Genomic DNA, 18393 nt, shown 5'->3' on the forward strand with positions numbered 1-18393 from the left:
ACGTGTTTGATACGTTTCGGGCTTTTTTGATGAATAAGGGTAAAACGATGTGCAGGCTGCTTTTAAACGGTCCGCACGGCATCGAAAAAGCAGTCTGCACTTCTTGATATGGAATGTGCAGGCTGCTTTTTCAGTGGGGTGATATTGGCGGGATTATTTCACTCGCATATCGCCGGTTTCCACGAAGCGTTGGTGCCAAGACAAGGCTTCGTTCAGCAAATGCGGCGTGTGCAGGCCGCCCGCTTTTTCTGCGCGGTCGAAATAGTCGTGCAGTTGGTCGCGGTAATCAGGGTGCGCGCAGTTGTCGATGATGAGGCGTGCGCGTTGGCGGGGCGATTTGCCGCGCAGGTCGGCCATGCCTTGCTCGGTAACGATGAACATCACGTCGTGTTCGGTGTGGTCGTGGTGCGATACCATCGGCACAATGCAGGAAATCGCGCCGTCTTTCGCCACGGAAGGCGATACGAAGAACGAGAAGAAGGCATTGCGCGTGAAGTCGCCCGAACCGCCGATGCCGTTCATCATTTTGGTGCCCATGATGTGCGTTGAATTCACGTTGCCGTACAGGTCGGCTTCAATCATGGCGTTCATGCCGATCACGCCCAAGCGGCGGATGACTTCGGGGCTGTTGGTAAACTCCATCGGCCGCAGCACAATTTTGTCGCGCAAAAAGTCGATGTTGTCGTTAAAGCGTTGCAGCGCGTCGGGGCTGAACGACAGGGCGGTGGCCGAAGCGCATTTCATTTTGCCGGCAATAATCAAATCCAGCATGCCGTCTTGCAGCACTTCCGTGTAGCCCAGCAAATCGTCGAACGGCGAATCCATCAGGCCGGCCAGCACGGCATTGGCCACGTTGCCCACGCCGGATTGCAGCGGCAGCAGGTTTTTCGGCAGGCGGCCGGCTTTTACTTCGTGGCTGAAGAAATCGATAATTTGCGCGGCAATGCGTTTGGACATTTCGTCCGGTTCGGCAAATTTGCTGTTGCGGTCGCCGGCATCCGTGAAGACGATGGCGACGATTTTGTCCAAATCGCAGTCGATATAAGGTACGCCGATGCGGTCGAACGGATGGAGGATGTTGATGGGTTTGCGGAACGGAGGCGTGCCGATGTCGGCTTGGACATCGTGCATGCCGTTCAGTTTGATATTTTGCGCCAGGTTGATTTCAATGATGATTTTTTGGGCAACTTTAACTGCTTCGTTGGCGTGTCCGATGCCCATTGCAGGAATGATTTTTCCGTCTTCTGTAATGGCGCTGGCTTCGATGATGGCGAAATCGAATTGGCCGTAAAAACCTTGGCGCATTTGTTGCTCGACATGCGACAGGTGCATATCCTGATAGGCGATGTTGCCGGCGTTGATGTTATTGCGCAGGGTGGGGTCGGATTGGAAGGGGCTGCGGAAGCGGATGGCGTTGGCGGCGGCCAATACGCCGTCGCATTCGGGCGCGGTGGAGGCACCGGTGATGACGCCGACGCTGAACGGCCGTCCGGCGGCGTGTTCAACTTTGGCTCTTTCAGCAATGGCGGTGGGCAGTGCTTTGGGGTAGCCTGCGCCGGTGAAGCCGGATACGGCCAATGTCATGCCGTCGCAGATGAATTCGGCCGCCTGTTCGGCGGTCATGATTTTACTGTGTAAACCTGCGTGCAAAATGCGTTCGGCAGCTTGTGTCATGGGTATTCTCCTGTTTGCAAATCGGGACGTTGGTGGGGGTGAACCTTCAAAGATTTTTGCGGTCGGGCTGTTATTCGGTATTGCGAAACCGACAAATTGCAATATAACGTAAAGAAATTTGTTTGTATAGATTTTTCACGGCGGTTAGCGGGGTGCAGGCTGCTTTTGGAACGGCGGCCGCATAAAATACGCCGATAAAACAAACGCCAAAACGGGCATGAGCATGCTTCGGATTTTTTGATAACGCCGATTGTGTTTGCTGAAGGATAATTTTGCTACAATTTGCGGCGCAAAAGCAGCCTGCACATCGTCAAGACACGGAAAAGATTATGAAACTGAATCCACCGCAGCAAGAGGCGGTCGAATATTTGGGCGGGCCGCTGTTTGTCCTTGCGGGGGCGGGCAGCGGCAAAACGCGTGTGATTATCGAAAAAATCGTCCACATGATTACGCGCTGCGGCTATAAGCCTTACCATATTGCCGCCATCACGTTCACCAACAAGGCCGCCAACGAAATGCAGGAGCGCATTGCCCACCGCCTGGGCAAGGAGCAGACGCGCGGGCTGACCATTTCCACCTTCCATTCGCTGGGCATGCGGATTTTGCGCGAAGATGCGCCATCGGTGGGCTATAAACGCAATTTTTCGGTGCTGGACGCTTCGGATAGCCAGAAAATCCTGACGGAGATTTTGGGCAGCTCGGGGCGAGAGCCAGTGTTTAAGGCGCAGCACCAGATTTCGTTGTGGAAAAACCGCTTGCAGACGCCGGAAGATGCCGTGCAGGCTGCTTCCGACGATTGGGAACGGCAAACCGCGCAGGTTTATGCTGCTTATCAGGAAACCCTGCTGCATTATCAAGCCGTGGATTTTGACGACTTAATCCGCCTGCCTGTGCTGCTGTTGCAGGAGCACAGCGACATCCGCCTGAAATGGCAGCAGCGGCTGCGTTACCTGCTGGTGGACGAATGCCAAGACACCAACGCCTGCCAATACGCGCTGCTGCGCTGTTTGGCCGGATTGGAAGGGCAGTTCACGGCGGTGGGCGACGACGACCAAAGCATTTATGCCTGGCGCGGCGCGAACATGGAAAACCTGCGCCGCCTGCAAGAGGATTATCCGCAGCTCAAAATGATTAAGCTGGAACAGAATTACCGTTCCACCGCGCGGATTTTGCGAATTGCCAACCAAATGATCACCAACAATCCGAAACTGTTCCCCAAAACCCTGTGGTCGCAGCTGGGGGAAGGCAATCCCGTGCGCATTGTGGTGTGCGACGACGAACAGCGCGAAGCGGAATATGTCGCCCAGCAGATTTACCAGCAAAAACGCATTCACGGCGCGAAATATGCCGATTTTGCCGTGCTCTACCGCAGCAACCACCAGGCGCGGATTTTCGAGCAGGCACTGCGCGCCGCCCATATCGCCTACACGATTTCGGGCGGGCAGAGTTTTTACGACAAAGCCGAAATCAAAGACGTACTGGCGTATATGCGCGTGCTGGCGAACCCGAACGACGACCCGGCCTTTTTGCGCGCGGCCACCACGCCCAAACGCGGCATCGGTGATACCACGCTGGGCAAATTGAACGATTATGCCAAGCAGCACGAATGCAGCCTGTTTGAGGCCGCAGGCAGCCTGCACGCGCTGACCGCATTGTCCGGCAAAAGCCGCGAATCGTTGCAGCAGTTTATGGCGCTGCTGCACGATTACGGCCGCCGCGCGCAGGAAGACGATGCGGGCGCGACGATTCAGGATTTGCTCAAAGACATCGATTACGAAAACCACCTGCTGGCCATGAGCGACAACAACAGCAAAATGGCGGAAAACCGCTGGCGCAACGTGCAGGAATTGTGCGACTGGCTGGCACGCAAAGGCGAAGAGGGCGAGCGCAGCTTGGTGGATTTGACGCAGACCATCGCGCTGATGACGCTCTTGGAAGGGCGCAACGGCGAGGAAATCGATGCAGTGAAACTGTCCACACTGCATGCGTCCAAAGGTTTGGAATATCCGTTTGTCTATTTGGTCGGTTGCGAGGAAGGCATCCTGCCGCACGCCGACAGCGTGGAAGAGGGCGGTTTGGAAGAAGAGCGGCGGTTGATGTATGTGGGGATTACGCGCGCCAAGCAGGAGCTGACGCTGACGTATTGCCGCAAACGCAAACGCATGGGCAACTGGCAATTCCCCGAACCGAGCCGTTTCATTGGCGAAATGCCGCAGCAGGAATTGGCCTTTTTCGGGCGAAAAGGCGACAACACGCGCGTGGGGCAGGAAGAGGGCTTGCAATATACGCAGAATTTGTTGGCCATGCTGCAAAAGAAAAAAACATGAAAGATGAAAATGCGACATTTTTTGACACATACCGAATTTAAGCGCGGCCTTCGGGAATCGCTGCCGATAATATTGGGAGCCGTGCCGTTTGCGTTGATTTTGGGCGCACAGGCGCGGCAGAAAGGCATGAGCGCTCTGGAAACGGTGATGATGGGGCTGAATTTCGCCGGCGGTTCGGAGTTTGCCGCCGTGAATTTGTGGACTTCGCCGCTGCCCGTGCTGCTGATTATCGCCACCACGGCCATGATTAACAGCCGCCATATCCTGATGGGGGCAGCCATGGCGCCGCTGCTGCGCCACCTGCCGTTGCGCAAAGTGCTGCCGGCCTTGTTCATGATGACGGATGAAAGCTGGGCGATGGGCATTGCCGACAGCCAAAAACACGCCCAAAAGCAGCCTGCACGTCTCAATTACGAATATTACATGGGCACGGCGGCATCGCTGTATGCCGTGTGGGTGTGCTTCGGCTTTTTGGGCGCATCGCTGGCACCCATGCTGGGCGATGTGGGACGCTTCGGATTTGGCATGGCGTTTCCGGCGGTGTTCCTGGTGCTGCTGCGCGGCATGTGGCGCGGTTGGTTTGCGGCGCGCCCGTGGCTGGTCAGCCTGTTGGCGGCAGCCTGCACTTATCTGGCGGCACCGAACACGGGCTGGTACGTTGTCGTCGGCTCGCTGGCAGGGCTGGTTTATGCCTATTTCGCCCCGGCCAAAGGAGCGGCGCATGATTAGTTGGGCATCTTTCCTCACGATTATCGGCATGCTCTGCGTTACCTACAGCACGCGCCTAATCGGCTATTTCGCCCTGCGCAACCGCACGTTAAGCCCGCGCGCCAAGCAGATGATGGAAGCCGCGCCGGGTTGCGTCCTCATTTCCGTGATTGCGCCGTATTTCGTATCGCACAAACCACACGAGCTGTTTGCTTTGGCGGTGGCGCTGCTGATGGCCGCCCGCTTTTCCATGCTGACGACGGTGCTGGCGGCAGTGGCGGCTTCGGGTATTGGCGGCTGGCTGTTGCAGTTGCTCGGATAAAGTGCAGGCTGCTTTCAAAACGATGAAAAAGCAGCCTGCACATTATCTTTTCTGCTTCGGGCCAAAAGCCATTACAATACCGTCCTTTTGATTTAACCCACAAAGGCAGCAACATGCGAATTATCTCGGCAAATGTGAACGGCATCCGTTCGGCCTATAAAAAAGGCTTTTTGGACTACATGGCGCAATCCGGCGCAGATATTGTCTGCGTGCAGGAATTGAAGGCGCAGGAAGCCGATTTGGCGGACGATATGAAAAACCCGCACGGCATGCATGGCGTGTGGCATTGCGCCCAAAAACGCGGTTACAGCGGCGTGGCCATTTACAGCAAACGCACGCCCGATGCGGTGCACATCGGATTGGGGCTGGAGCAATTCGATCAGGAAGGCCGCTTTGTCCGTGCTGATTTCGGCAATTTGAGTGTGATTTCGCTGTATCTGCCCAGCGGCACCAGCGCGGAAGAGCGCCAAGCCTACAAATACAAATTTTTGGATGCGTTTTACCCAATCTTGGCGGAGCTGAAAGCCAGCGGGCGCGACGTGGTGGTGTGCGGCGACTGGAACATCGCGCACCAGAATATCGATATCAAAAACTGGAAGGGCAATCAGAAAAATTCAGGCTTTTTGCCCGAAGAGCGCGCATGGATCGGCAAGGTCATCGGAGAACTCGGCTGGGTGGACGCTTGGCGGACGCTGTATCCCGAAGTGGCGGGCTATACATGGTGGAGCAACCGCGGCCAAGCGTATGCCAAAGATGTCGGTTGGCGGATTGATTACCAAATGGTAACGCCGCAGTTGGCACAGGCCATGCAGTCGGCGCATGTGTATAAAGACGTGAAATTCTCCGACCACGCACCGCTGGTGGTGGATTATGCGTATGATTTATAACTATTTTATTTGAATTCGGCACGTTAAAAAGCAGCCTGCACTCGTGAAAACAAAGTGCAGGCTGCTTTTATAATGCTCAGCGGATTACAAAGACACGCGGCGGAAGTCTTTGAGCAAGTTCGCCAAGAACACGGTGAAGCGCATACCAGCCGCGCCGTCAATCACGCGGTGGTCGAACGACAAGCTCAATGGGCACATCAAGCGTGGCTCAAACGCGCTGCCGTTCCAAACCGGTTTGATTTGCGATTTGCACACGCCCAAAATAGCCACTTCCGGTGCATTCACAATCGGCGTGAAGCCGGTGCCGCCAATGCCGCCCAAGCTGGAAATGGTGAAGCATGCGCCTTGCATTTCCTGCGGTTTCAATTTGCCTTCGCGTGCTTTTTTGCTCAACTCGGTCAATTCTTGGCTGATTTCTTTCAAGCCTTTTTTGTCCACGTCTTTAATCACAGGAACGACCAAACCGTTTGGCGTGTCTGCCGCAAAGCCGATGTTGTAGTATTTTTTCAATACCAGGTTGTCGCCGTCCAAAGACGCATTGAATTCGGGGAAGGCTTTCAGCGCGCTCACAGACGCTTTGATGATGAAGGCCAGCGGCGATACTTTCACGCCTGCTTTTTCCCATTCTTTGTTCAACACTTTGCGGAATTCTTCCAGCTCGGTCATGTCGGCATCTTCGTGCACGGTAACGTGCGGAATCACCACCCAGTTGCGCGACAGGTTTTGGCCGGAGATTTTTTTGATGCGCGACAGTTCTTTGACTTCGATTTCGCCGAACTTGCTGAAATCCACTTTCGGCCATGGCAGCAAGTCCAAGCCGCCGCCCAACGATGCGCCTGCGGAGGCAGAAGAAGCGGTTGCGCCGCCGTTTTGCATCACGCCTTTTACAAAAGATTTCACGTCTTCGGCCGTGATGCGGCCTTTTTGGCCGGAACCTTTCACCAAGCTCAAATCCACGCCCAGTTCACGCGCCAATTTGCGGGTGGACGGACCTGCGTGTGCCTTAGCGAAGCCTTCTTCGTTGATAGTGCCGTATGCTGCGGCCACACCGGAGGCAACAGGTGTTTGGGCAGTCGGTGCGGGTGCGGCAGGAGCAGCCTGCACAGGGGCAGGGGCAGGAGCGGCAGCTTGTGGTGCCGGAGCAGGAGCAGCCGCAGCGCCGGAACTGGCCACTTCAATAATCAGTGCGCCTTCGGACACTTTGTCGCCCACTTTGATGTGTACGGCGGTAACCGTACCGGCAGCGGTGCTGGGCACGTCCATTGTGGCTTTATCGGTTTCCAGAGTAATCAGTGTGTCGTCCACGGCCACGGTGTCGCCCACTTTCACTTCTACGGCAATCACATCAACATTTTCGTGGCCGCCAATATCGGGCACAACAACTTTTTCCACACCGCCCGCAGCAGCAGGAGCAGCCTGCACGGGTGCAGGAGCCGCAGCGGCAGAAGCCGTTTCCGCAGCAGGTGCAGTAGCAGCGGCAGCACCGGCCACTTCCACCAGCGCAATCACATCGCCTTCGGAAACTTTGCCGCCCACTTGTACTTTCACTTCTTTCACCACGCCGGCCGCATCTGCAGGTACGTCCATGGTGGCTTTATCGGTTTCCAAGGTAATCAGGGTGTCGTCCAGCGCGATGGTGTCGCCGGCTTTGACTTCCACGGCAATAATATCTACATTTTCGTGTCCGCCGATATCGGGGACTTTGATTTCAACTGTACTCATAGTAATCGGATTCTTTTTCTTTCTGTATTTTGGGAAGGTGCAGGCTGCTTTTTCAGCAGTACAAAGCAGCCTGCACATTGTGCATTAGCGTTTCCAGCTAGGGGCAACTTCGGTTTGAACGCCGTATTTCTCGATGGCTTTCTGTACCACGTCTTTGCCCACTTTGCCCTGTTTGGCCAAAGCATCCAGCGCGGCCACAGCCACATGGTAGCGGTCTACTTCGAAGAAGCTGCGCAGGTTGGCGCGGCTGTCGGAGCGGCCGAAACCGTCGGTGCCGAGTACCACATAGTCGCCGTTTTCTTTAGGAATGTAGGCGCGGATGCGGTCGGCAAAGCTGCGGATGTAGTCGGTAGCGGCGACAACCGGGCCGGCATGGCCTTGCAGCTGCTGGGTAACGAAAGGCAGTTTTTGCTCGGCAGCCGGATGCAGGCGGTTCCAACGGTCGGTTTCGATGGCTTCGCGGTGCAGCAGGTTGAATGAAGGGCAAGACCAAATGTCGGCTTCCACGCCGAAATCGTTTTTCAGCAAATCGGCAGCGTGGATCACTTCTTGCAGGATGGTGCCGGAGCCCATCAACTGAACGCGTTTGTCGCCTTTGCCGCCTTCGCGGAACAAGTACATGCCTTTGAGGATTTCCTGCTCAATGCCTTTGCGTTGGGGCATGGCTGGGTGGGCGTAGTTTTCGTTCATCAGGGTGATGTAGAAGAATACGTCCTCATTATTCATATACATGCGTTCCAAACCGTTGTGTACGATTACAGCCACTTCGTATTGGAAGGTGGGGTCGTAGCTGACGCAGTTCGGAATCAGGTCGGCTTGCAGCTGGCTATGGCCGTCTTCGTGTTGCAGGCCTTCGCCGTTCAGGGTAGTGCGGCCTGCGGTGCCGCCCAAAAGGAAGCCGCGTGCGTGCATATCGCCGGCAGCCCAAGCCAAATCGCCGACACGTTGGAAACCGAACATGGAGTAGTAAATGTAGAACGGAATCATTGCATAGCGGTTGTTGGCATAAGAGGTTGCCACGGCAATCCAGTCTGCCATTGCGCCGGGTTCGTTAATGCCTTCTTGCAGAATTTGACCGTCAACGGATTCTTTATAGAACATCAGTTGGTCTTTGTCTTGCGGGGTGTATTGCTGGCCTTTCGGGTTCCAAATGCCGTATTGGCGGAACATGCCTTCCATACCGAAGGTACGGCTTTCATCAGGAACAATCGGCACGATACGGCGACCGATTTGTTTGTCTTTCAACAATGCAGCCAAAATGCGTACGAAAGCCATGGTGGTGGAGAATTCGCGCTCGCCGCTGGATTGCAGCTGAGCATCGAAGGTTTCCAGAGCCGGAATCGGCAGGGCTTCATTGTTTGGATGGCGTGCAGGCAGGTAGCCGCCCAAAGCATTGCGGCGTTCGCGCAGGTATTGCATTTCCGGGCTGTCTTCGGCAAAGCGGAAGTAGGGCAGGTCACCACTGTCGATTTGCTCGTCGGTTACCTGAATACCGAAGCGGTCGCGGAATTGTTTGAGCGACTTCACGTCCATTTTTTTGGCTTGGTGGGCAACGTTTTGGCCCTCGCCGGACTGACCCATGCCATAACCTTTGATGGTTTTGGCCAAGATTACAGTTGGGCGGCCGTCGGCGTTGTTTACGGCTTCATAATAAGCAGCATAAACTTTGTGCGGGTCGTGACCGCCGCGGTTTAAGGCCCAGATTTCGTCGTCCGACATATCGGCCACGAGGGCTTTCAGTTCAGGTGTGTTGAAGAAGTGTTCGCGAACGTATGCACCGTCTTTGGATTTGAAAGTTTGGTAGTCGCCGTCCAAGCATTCTTCCATGCGTTGTTTCAGGGCGTTGTTGGTGTCGCGTGCCAAGAGGCCGTCCCAGCGGCTGCCCCAAATCACTTTCAACACATTCCAGCCTGCACCGCGGAAATTGCCTTCCAATTCTTGGATGATTTTGCCGTTACCGCGTACCGGACCGTCCAAACGCTGCAGGTTGCAGTTGATTACAAAGATTAGGTTGTCCAAGCCTTCGCGGGCAGCCAGCGCAATGGCGCCTTGGCTTTCCGGCTCGTCCATCTCGCCGTCGCCGCAGAAGCACCATACTTTGCGGCCTTTGGTTTTGGCCAGGCCACGAGATTCCAAGTATTTCAGGAAGCGCGCTTGGTAGATCGCCATCAGCGGGCCCAAGCCCATGGATACGGTAGGGAACTGCCAGAAATCAGGCAGCAGGTGAGGGTGCGGGTAAGACGGCAAGCCGTTGCCACCAACTTCTTGGCGGAAATTGTTCAGCTGGTCTTCGCTCAGGCGGCCTTCCACAAAGGCGCGTGCATAAACGCCGGGTGCGGAGTGACCTTGAATATAAATCAAGTCGCCTTCTTCGCCGGTAGCTTCATTTTTGGCGCGCCAGAAATGGTTGAAACCCACGTCATAGAGAGTAGCGGAAGATGCGAAAGAGGCAATGTGGCCGCCCAATTCCAAATCTTTTTTACCGGCGCGGATCACCATGGCGGCAGCATTCCAGCGGATGGCGGAACGGATGCGGTGTTCCAATTCGTGGTTGCCGGGCGATTTTTGCTCTTTACCTACGGGAATGGTGTTCAGATAAGCAGTCGTTGCGGCAAACGGCAGGTGCACGCCGCGGCGGCGGGTGTATTTCACCAAGTTTTCAAGGATGAAATGGGCACGCTCGGGGCCTTCGTTTTTCAATACCGAACTTAATGCGTCCAACCACTCTTGTGTTTCAATAGGGTCTGCATCATTAACAGAATTGTAGGTTTGGGACATAAGTCTTCCTTCTCTCATATGGGTTAAAAACAGCCGTCGCATTAAATGTGAAGCAGGCGACTCAAACAGCATAACAGCGGAATTGTAGCTACAAATACCGCGAATAGCAAATTTTGCCACGCTTTATCCCCGCCCGACGAATTGGGTTTGCGGTATGTTCGGGGAATGTGGCAAAATCCGCCCTTGACTTGATTGGTTTTGAAAGTGCAGGCTGCTTTTGACGAAGCGCATAAAGCAGCCTGCACTTTGTGCTGGATTATGCAGAAAATTATTCCCACCATCCATATTCTTTCCAAGCTGGGGCTGTTCTTTGCCTTCATGCTGTTTTTCCCCAGCGCGATGTCGTATGTGCACGATGACGGTGCTTTTTGGGTGTTCAGCAGTACGGGCGAGATTACGGTTTTGCTGTCGTCGCTGGTTTGGTTTCTGACGCGCAAATACAACCGTGAACTGCGCCCGCGCGACGGTTTCGCGCTGGTGACCATGCTGTGGCTCGGATTTGCCGCCATTGCTTCCATGCCGCTGTATTTTTATTTTGAAGAATTATCGTTTACCGATGCCTTTTTTGAGGCGATGAGCGGGCTGACCACCACGGGTGCAACGGTGATAAGGGGGCTGGACAATATCCCGCCCTCGCTGAATTTCTGGCGGCACATGCTCAACTGGCTGGGCGGCATGGGGATTATCGTGCTGGCCGTGGCCGTGTTGCCCATGCTGGGTGTGGGGGGCACGCAGCTTTTCAAAGCGGAAATCCCTGGCATAGAAAAAGACAACAAAATGGCACCGCGCATTTCGCAAACGGCCAAACGGCTGTGGCTGCTGTATTTGGTGGCGACGGGGCTGGTTTTTATCGCGCTGTACGAAGCCGGAATGACGTGGTTTGATGCGCTGTGCCACGCCATGTCCACCTTTTCGTTGGGCGGCTTTTCCACGCACGACGACAGTATCGCTTATTTTGATTCGCCTTTGATTGAATGGGTGATTATTTTGGCAACGATTGCTGGCGGCATCAATTTTGCCAACCATTTTGCCGCATTGCGCCAAAAAAGCCTGCGCCATTATTGGCAGGACGAAGAAGTCCGCATCATGCTGCTGCTGTTGGTCGGCAGTATTTGGGCGGCCAGCCTGTATCTGTATTTCAAAGGTTTTTATAGCTTGGACGACGCATTCCGTTATGTGAGCTTCAATTATGTGTCGATTGGTTTGGCCAGCGGTTTTTCCAATGCGGATTTCGGCGCGTGGCCGCTGATTGTGTCGCTGTGGATGTTTTTTCTGTCGAATATTTTGGCCAATACGGGTTCGATGGGCGGCGGTATCAAATTGGCGCGTGCCATTGCGTTGGCGAAATTCACGTTGCGCGAAACGATTCTGTTGCAACACCCGAATGCTGTGTTTACGGTGAAAGTGAACGGTCGCAGCCTGAACGAACGTTTGGCTATGGCGATTATGGCGTTTATTTTCGTTTATTTTATGACGGTGGTCGTGTTCACGTTTATGCTGATGATGGCGCAACTGGACTTTATGACGGCATTGACGGCGGTGGTTGCCTGCATTACCAATGCCGGGCCGGGTTTGGGTTCCGTGGGGCCGGCGCATAATTATGCGGAATTGTCCGCCGTGCAGAAATGGCTGCTGACCAGCGTTATGCTGTTGGGGCGCTTGGAAATTTTCACGGTGTTTATTCTGTTCACGCCGGGTTATTGGAAAAAATAAGCCGCAAAATAAAGTGCAGGCTGCTTTGAACGTGTCAAAAGCAGCCTGCACTTTGTTTGGCAACTGATATTACATACTAAAATTAGTGTTGGTGAGGTTGCGCACCGTGGTCGTGACCGCCGTGATTATGGGACATTTCACGCACGGTAACGGTAACGGTTTGCGGTTTGCCGTTTTGGAATTTCAGGGTTACTGGGAATTTGTCGCCCACGCGCAATGGTTTCGCCAAACCGAATACCATCACATGGTAACCGCCGCGTTTCAGCTCTTGGGTTTGGCCAGCTGGCAAAGGAATACCGCCTTGCACTTCGCGCATTTTCATCACGCCGTTTTCATTCACGTGCGTATGCAGCTCGGTGGTTTGCGCCACGTTTTTGTTAACGGAGGCACCAACCAATTTGTTGTCTTGTGCATCAGTGTTGGTCAAGCTCACAAAAATACCGCCTTGCGTCATGTTAGGCAGGGTAGGGTAAGCATAAGCCTCGCCAGCTTTGATACCTTCTGCAAATGCGGCTTGACACATCAGAACGGCTGCCATTACTGCGAATGTTTTTTTCATGATAACTTCCTTTGTATAGGTAAAGTAGAAAGAAAATGCAGTTTCCTGCGGTTTTGATTATAAACCAAACGGCGCTGCTTGCAAGCTGTCCGAGAGAATTAGGGCTTGCTTGTAGGCAATAGGCTCAAAAGCCAGGTGATAAAGCGCACCAGCAAAGCCACCAATTCATACAGCCCTTCCATTTATCCGCCCCATTGGGGCATGAGTTGGTGCGGCAGGCGCAGTTGGTCCAAAATGCGGGCGACGACAAAGTCCACCATATCGTCCACCGATTGCGGTTTGTTGTAGAAACCGGCGGCGGGCGGCAGAATGGTGCAGCCCAGTTGCGCCAGTTTCAATAAATTTTCCAAATGCAAAGCGGAAAGCGGTGCTTCGCGCGGCACCAGAATTAAGGGGCGGCGCTCTTTAATGGCGACATCGGCAGCGCGTTCGAGTAAGGTGTCTGCCGTGCCGTGCGCAATCGCGGCAATGCTGCCCATGCTGGCGGGGCAGACAATCATCGCATCTGCCGTGGCGTTGCCCGACGCGATGGGTGCAAACCATTCCTGGCTGCCGAAAACGTGCAGCTGTTCCGGTTTGCACTGGAATTTTTGGCACAAGGTTTCGCGGGCAGCCTGCGGCGATGAGGGCAGGGCGAAATCTAACTCCTGCTGCGCCACAACCTGTGCAGCCTGCGAATACACCAAATAAACGGTGTGCCCCATGCCCAGCAGCACTTCCAGCAGGCGCATGCCGTAAGGCATTCCCGATGCGCCCGTCCAGGCCAGGGTAATGGTGTGCAGGCCGCTTTTTTCATTGGATGCCGATGCAAAATTGGTTTTCGGTGTGCTGTGGTGCTCTTGGCTCAACCAGCCTTCGGGTTTGTTCATGCCGGCTTCCAATTTGCGCGCCATTGCATTACCGATGCCCATGGTTTGGCCGTTCGGTTTCTCTTTTTGCGCGTTAATCTGATAAAAATACACCGGTTTCTTATAGCCGCATAAATGGGCGAGTTTGCTGATGTTGCCCGCTTCTTTGATGAGCTGGCGGAAGTTGGCCAAACGAATGGCCTGTATTTCTTTTTTCATATTTTGCTTTCGTCAATGGTTGGGAATAATATTTGGAATATTAAAGGCTGATAATAACACATTACCGAATCATATCACAATGTTAATATGGCGGTTTATTGTTTTGCGGTGTAATGATATGGTGCGTTAATATTGGCTTCGGTCTTGTAAAATACGGCAAATGCGCCATATTGGGTACGTTAAGTTTGATTTTGGAAATGAGTAGCCATGAATTTAAGCCATCATTTTTTGCTTGCCATGCCTTCGCTGGACAACGATTCGGTTTTCCATCAAAGCGTGGTGTATCTTTGCGAACATGGCGAATCGGGCGCGCTGGGGCTGATTGTTAATAAGCCTTCGCCGGTGAATATGGAAATTGTGTTTGCGGCCATCGGTAAGCCGACGCCGGAGAAATTGCAGGGGCAGTTTGTGATGATGGGCGGCCCTGTCCAGCCGGAACGCGGTTTTGTGCTGCACACGCCGACGGGCGAATGGGAAAGCAGCCTGCACATCAATGATTCGCTGGCATTGACCACATCGCGCGATATTATTGACGGCTTGGCGAAGGATGAGGCGATTGACGCGGCGATTTTGACGATTGGCTGTTCGCAGTGGTCGGCCGGGCAGTTGGAACGCGAACTGGCGCAAAATGCTTGGCTGGTGGCGCCTGCGGACATGGGGATTTTGTTCGACACGCCGATTGAGGAACGCTATAACGCCGCGTTGGGCAAATTGGGCGTGGATGCGGCGCATTTGATGGGGGAGGGCGGCAATGCTTGAAATACCGAAGCAGGGGTGTTGCTTGGCGTTTGATTTCGGCAAGGTGCGCATTGGCGTGGCACAGGGCGAAAGCAGCCTGCACATTGCCCATCCGATATGTACGGTGTCCGGTGCGGGCAACGATGAAAAATTTGCCAAAATCGCCCAACTGATAAAAGAATGGCAGCCTGAATACCTGGTGGTGGGGCTGCCCACGCATATTGACGGCACGGAACACGAAATGACCCGTTTGGCGCGCCAATTCGGGCGCAGGCTGCACGGGCGGTTCGGCAAACCCGTTTATTGGGTAGACGAACGCCTGTCGTCCGTATATGCCGAAGAATTGCTGCGCGAAGCCGCCGTGTTCGGCAAAAAGCAAAAGCCCGTGCTCGACCAAGTGGCGGCACAGGCGATTTTGCATTATTTTTTTGATAACGGCGCTGCGGAATATTTCAACGGGCGCGAAGCAGCCTGCACTTCCCCCAATGCTTAACTTAACGGTCTGCAGCCGGTGTTGCTGTTTGTGGTAGATGGTTTCTTGGTTTGCGCTTCTTGAACGGCCGTATTCAAGCCGCTTTCCGAGCAGCGGGAGAAAGTGGCTGTGATGGAGTCGTAGTAAATATTCATCGGCACGCTGGCCAATACGCTGTCGCTGAAAACGCCGGATTTCGGTTTTGCGGTCAGATAGTAGCTGCTGTCGTTAATGTTGTGGAACTCCAAATCGTAATATTCGTTGGTAATGTCGTTGATGTTGGCGGTGCTGAACTGCGGTTTTTGCGCGTATTGGCGTTCCAGCGAATGAATGGCATCCAGCATGGAGGCGCGTGCGTTTTCAATGCGGGTGTTCTGCACATAAGTCGCAAAGCTCGGGTAAGCGATAATCGCCAAAATGGCCAAAAGAGCAATGCTGACCATTAGTTCTATAAGTGTGAAACCGCGTGCAGTCGTTTTTTTGGTAAATTGATTCATTTGTGTGGAGCCTGTACAAAATTTAGTGATATTGCCCATGCAAGCAATTTTAATGCTAACGTGGGCGGGCAGCTCGAATTATACGCGATTGGCGGCTGGGCGGCGAATAAAGTTGTCATTGGAATTCTCATTTTAATCAACGATGAATCAAAGTGCAGGCTGCTTTTTGCCCCTTCAAAAGCAGCCTGCACTTTATTATCGGATCGTCTCCCCAATCACCCTCGATTCATCATACATCAACAAATCATCACAAAATTTAACAAAATACTTGCCAGCCACTGCCTTTTTGCGCTATCTTTTCATTTCCTTTTTCCTTACACAAACCCAGCGTCAAATTCGACCTAACACGGTTTATTGTTATCACGTCCGTGCAATGCGCGTACCCTAAATCGCCGCTTGCATTGGCAGCATAACCATTGCATCGATAAAGTGGCCGTCTTATCTCGTTTTTCGCGCTCACGAAAAGAGGTTGTCATGCAAATTTCAGGCGCACAAATTCTCGTGCACAGTCTTAAAGCGGAAAACGTGGAATACGTTTTCGGTTATCCCGGCGGCGCAGTATTGGAAATCTACGACGCCATTTACCAACTTCATAAATTCGAACATATTTTGGCCCGCCACGAGCAGGCTGCCGTCCATGCGGCCGATGCGTATGCCCGCGTCAGCGGCAAAGTCGGCGTGGCGCTGGTCACTTCCGGCCCCGGTGCAACCAATGCGATTACCGGCATTGCCACGGCATATAGCGATTCGATTCCGCTGGTGGTGATTTCCGGACAGGTCGGCTCGCCGATGATTGGCAGCGACGCGTTCCAAGAAATTGATATGGTGGGTATTTCCCGTCCGTGCGTGAAGCACAATTTTTTGGTTACCAAAGTGGAAGATTTGGCGCCGACCATCAAAAAAGCCTTCCAAATCGCACGCACAGGCCGCCCGGGCCCCGTGGTGGTCGATATTGCTAAAGATGTGACACAAACCAATGCCAAATTCAGCTACCCGCAGGAAGACGTTTTCATCCGCTCTTACCAGCCTGTGGTGAACGGCCATGTGGGGCAAATCAAAAAAGCCGTGCAAATGCTGGCGGCGGCGAAACGTCCTTTGGTGTATTTCGGCGGCGGCGTAACGCTGGGCAATGCGTCCGAAGAACTGATTGAATTTGTGAAAACGCTGAACATTCCCTGCACCAGCACGCTGATGGGCTTGGGCGCGTTCCCGGCCGGCCGGCAGCAGTATTTGGGCATGCTCGGCATGCACGGCACATACGAAGCCAATCTGGCCATGCACAACGCCGATGTGATTGTCGCCGTTGGTGCGCGTTTTGACGACCGCGTGATTTCCGTTCCCGCCAAATTTGCCGAACAGCCGCGCAAAATCATCCATATCGATATCGACCCGTCCAGCATTGCCAAGCGCGTGAAAGTGGACGTGCCGATTGTGGGCGACGTGAAAAACGTTTTAAAAGAAATGCTGAATGTGTGGCAGAAACAAGAGTTGTCGTTTAATGCTGAGCAGTTGTCGAAATGGTGGAAAAACATTGAATATTGGCGCAGCAAAAACTGCCTGCAACTGCCCGAAACCGAAGACGACGAGCTGATTTTGCCGCAATACGTCATCCAAAAACTGGCGGAACTGACCAATAACGATGCAATTATCACGTCCGATGTGGGACAGCACCAAATGTTTGCCGCGCAGTATTATCCGTTCCAGCGGCCGCGCCAGTGGCTCAATTCGGGCGGTTTGGGCACGATGGGTGTCGGCCTGCCTTATGCGATGGGCGCGTATCTTGCCGACCCGAGCAAAGACGTTTGCTGTATCACAGGCGAAGGCTCGATACAGATGAACATTCAGGAATTGAGCACCTGCTTCCAGTATAAGCTGCCGGTGAAAATCATCTGCTTGAACAATGGCTATTTGGGCATGGTGCGCCAGTGGCAGGAGCTGTATTACAGCAACCGTGAATCGGAAACCTATTTCGATTCGCTGCCGGATTTTGTGAAATTGGCCGAATCGTACGGGCACGTCGGTATCCGCGTCACCAAGAAATCGGAAGTGGAAGGTGCGCTGCGCCAAGCCTTGGCGATGAAAGACCGTTTGGTGTTCTTGGATTTCGTTACCGACAAAAAACAAAACGTGTTCCCGATGGTGGGCAACGGCAAGGGATTGGACGAAATGGTTTTGCCCATGCATATGCGCGAAACCAAAGCCGATTCCGATGTGAATAATGTCAAAGACCGCCAATACGATACAAGGAGTGTGCCATGAGACGCATTTTGTCTGTTTTGATGGAAAACGAATCCGGCGCCATGAGCCGTGTCGTGGGCTTGTTTTCGGCGCGCGGCTACAATATCGACAGCCTGTCGGTTGCGCCGACCGAAGACGCCACTTTGTCGCGCATGACGATTGTGACTCATGCTTCGTCGGACGTGATTGAGCAAATTACCAAGCAGCTCAATAAGCTGGTGGAAGTGGTGAAGGTGGTGGATTTGAGCGAAAGCCGCTATGTCGAGCGGGAGCTGATGTTGGTCAAAGTCCGCGCTTTGGGCAAAGACCGCGACGAGTTGTTGCGCTTGACTGAGATTTACCGCGGCCAGGTCATTGATGTGAATGAAAAAAGCTATACCATCGAAGTAACCGGCACCACCGGCAAGCTGGATAGCTTTTTGGAAAATATCGCCAAAGGGACGATTTTGGAAACGGTGCGCACCGGCGCGGCAGGTATTGGCCGCGGTGAACGGATCCTGCGTATTTGACCCTGAATTCCCTGCCGATTGATGTGCAGGCTGCTTTTGAACACCGGAAAAAGCAGCCTGCACATTTTATAGTGGATTAAAATAAAAATGAGACAAGGCGGCGAGCCGCAAGGTGTACAGGTAGTACGTCAAGGCGAGCCAACACCGTATCATTGCAATTTTAATCCACTATATCGAAGGTT

At 53.7% G+C, this 18393-nt stretch carries 15 protein-coding genes; 9 read left to right on the forward strand and 6 right to left on the reverse strand.

The genetic code is table 11. The features are described 5' to 3' along the window. Positions 1–153: 153 nt before the first annotated feature. Entirely contained in the window at positions 154–1674 is a 1521-nt protein-coding gene (gene scpC / locus HMPREF9098_RS01160; protein WP_003781152.1) for a succinyl-CoA:acetate CoA-transferase ScpC, read from the reverse strand. Positions 1675–2003: 329 nt separating this feature from the next. Between scpC and rep the strand changes: the two genes are divergently transcribed. From rep to HMPREF9098_RS01180, 4 genes are all read left to right on the forward strand, one after another. After that, on the forward strand, positions 2004–4001 hold the full coding sequence (gene rep / locus HMPREF9098_RS01165; RefSeq protein ID WP_040564147.1) for a DNA helicase Rep: 1998 nt from the start codon (positions 2004–2006) through the stop codon (positions 3999–4001). Positions 4002–4004: 3 nt separating this feature from the next. After that, on the forward strand, positions 4005–4730 hold the full coding sequence (locus HMPREF9098_RS01170) for an AzlC family ABC transporter permease (RefSeq protein WP_003781159.1): 726 nt from the start codon (positions 4005–4007) through the stop codon (positions 4728–4730). Continuing rightward, the gene (locus HMPREF9098_RS01175; RefSeq protein ID WP_003781161.1) at positions 4723–5031 is read left to right on the forward strand and encodes an AzlD family protein; all 309 of its coding nucleotides are present in this window, start codon (positions 4723–4725) and stop codon (positions 5029–5031) included. Before HMPREF9098_RS01170 ends, HMPREF9098_RS01175 begins: the two co-directional genes overlap by 8 nt. 113 nt (positions 5032–5144) lie before the next feature. Next, positions 5145–5918, forward strand: coding sequence for an exodeoxyribonuclease III (locus HMPREF9098_RS01180; RefSeq protein ID WP_003781164.1), 774 nt, complete (start codon positions 5145–5147; stop codon positions 5916–5918). 84 nt (positions 5919–6002) lie between these two features. On the opposite strand, the gene aceF is transcribed toward HMPREF9098_RS01180, so the two are convergent. Both aceF and aceE read right to left on the reverse strand, forming a co-directional pair. Further along, on the reverse strand, positions 6003–7640 hold the full coding sequence (gene aceF, locus HMPREF9098_RS01185; RefSeq protein ID WP_040564148.1) for a dihydrolipoyllysine-residue acetyltransferase: 1638 nt from the start codon (positions 7638–7640) through the stop codon (positions 6003–6005). Positions 7641–7724: 84 nt separating this feature from the next. After that, the gene (gene aceE / locus HMPREF9098_RS01190; RefSeq protein WP_003781167.1) at positions 7725–10418 is read right to left on the reverse strand and encodes a pyruvate dehydrogenase (acetyl-transferring), homodimeric type; all 2694 of its coding nucleotides are present in this window, start codon (positions 10416–10418) and stop codon (positions 7725–7727) included. A gap of 258 nt (positions 10419–10676) precedes the next feature. On the opposite strand from aceE, the gene HMPREF9098_RS01195 reads away from it, so the two are divergent. Further along, positions 10677–12131, forward strand: coding sequence for a TrkH family potassium uptake protein (locus HMPREF9098_RS01195; protein WP_040564149.1), 1455 nt, complete (start codon positions 10677–10679; stop codon positions 12129–12131). Positions 12132–12213: 82 nt separating this feature from the next. Here HMPREF9098_RS01195 and HMPREF9098_RS01200 read toward each other — a convergent pair whose 3' ends face one another. Continuing rightward, positions 12214–12690 carry a copper chaperone PCu(A)C gene (locus HMPREF9098_RS01200; protein ID WP_003781170.1) on the reverse strand — a complete coding sequence of 159 codons (477 nt, stop codon included), beginning with the start codon at positions 12688–12690 and terminating at the stop codon, positions 12214–12216. Positions 12691–12872: 182 nt separating this feature from the next. Then, positions 12873–13757 carry a flavin prenyltransferase UbiX gene (locus HMPREF9098_RS11280; protein ID WP_003781171.1) on the reverse strand — a complete coding sequence of 295 codons (885 nt, stop codon included), beginning with the start codon at positions 13755–13757 and terminating at the stop codon, positions 12873–12875. 207 nt (positions 13758–13964) lie between these two features. On the opposite strand from HMPREF9098_RS11280, the gene HMPREF9098_RS01210 reads away from it, so the two are divergent. Together HMPREF9098_RS01210 and ruvX are read left to right on the forward strand one after the other, a co-directional pair. Then, the gene (locus tag HMPREF9098_RS01210) at positions 13965–14516 is read left to right on the forward strand and encodes a YqgE/AlgH family protein (protein ID WP_003781172.1); all 552 of its coding nucleotides are present in this window, start codon (positions 13965–13967) and stop codon (positions 14514–14516) included. After that, positions 14509–14988, forward strand: a complete 480-nt coding sequence (gene ruvX / locus HMPREF9098_RS01215; protein ID WP_003781173.1) for a Holliday junction resolvase RuvX — start codon at positions 14509–14511, stop codon at positions 14986–14988. The genes HMPREF9098_RS01210 and ruvX overlap by 8 nt, the downstream gene beginning before the upstream one ends. Here ruvX and HMPREF9098_RS11115 read toward each other — a convergent pair. Next, on the reverse strand, positions 14985–15464 hold the full coding sequence (locus HMPREF9098_RS11115; RefSeq protein ID WP_003781174.1) for a type IV pilin protein: 480 nt from the start codon (positions 15462–15464) through the stop codon (positions 14985–14987). The genes ruvX and HMPREF9098_RS11115 overlap by 4 nt on opposite strands. Before the next feature lie 474 nt (positions 15465–15938). On the opposite strand from HMPREF9098_RS11115, the gene ilvB reads away from it, so the two are divergent. Together ilvB and ilvN are read left to right on the forward strand one after the other, a co-directional pair. After that, positions 15939–17723: a biosynthetic-type acetolactate synthase large subunit gene (gene ilvB, locus HMPREF9098_RS01225; RefSeq protein ID WP_003781177.1), complete on the forward strand. Its 1785-nt coding sequence runs from the start codon at positions 15939–15941 to the stop codon at positions 17721–17723. Next, the gene (gene ilvN, locus HMPREF9098_RS01230; RefSeq protein ID WP_003781178.1) at positions 17720–18211 is read left to right on the forward strand and encodes an acetolactate synthase small subunit; all 492 of its coding nucleotides are present in this window, start codon (positions 17720–17722) and stop codon (positions 18209–18211) included. The genes ilvB and ilvN overlap by 4 nt, the downstream gene beginning before the upstream one ends. Positions 18212–18393 lie beyond the last annotated feature (182 nt).

It is taken from the genome of Kingella denitrificans ATCC 33394, assembly GCF_000190695.1.
Classification (GTDB): Bacteria; Pseudomonadota; Gammaproteobacteria; order Burkholderiales; family Neisseriaceae; genus Kingella_A; species Kingella_A denitrificans.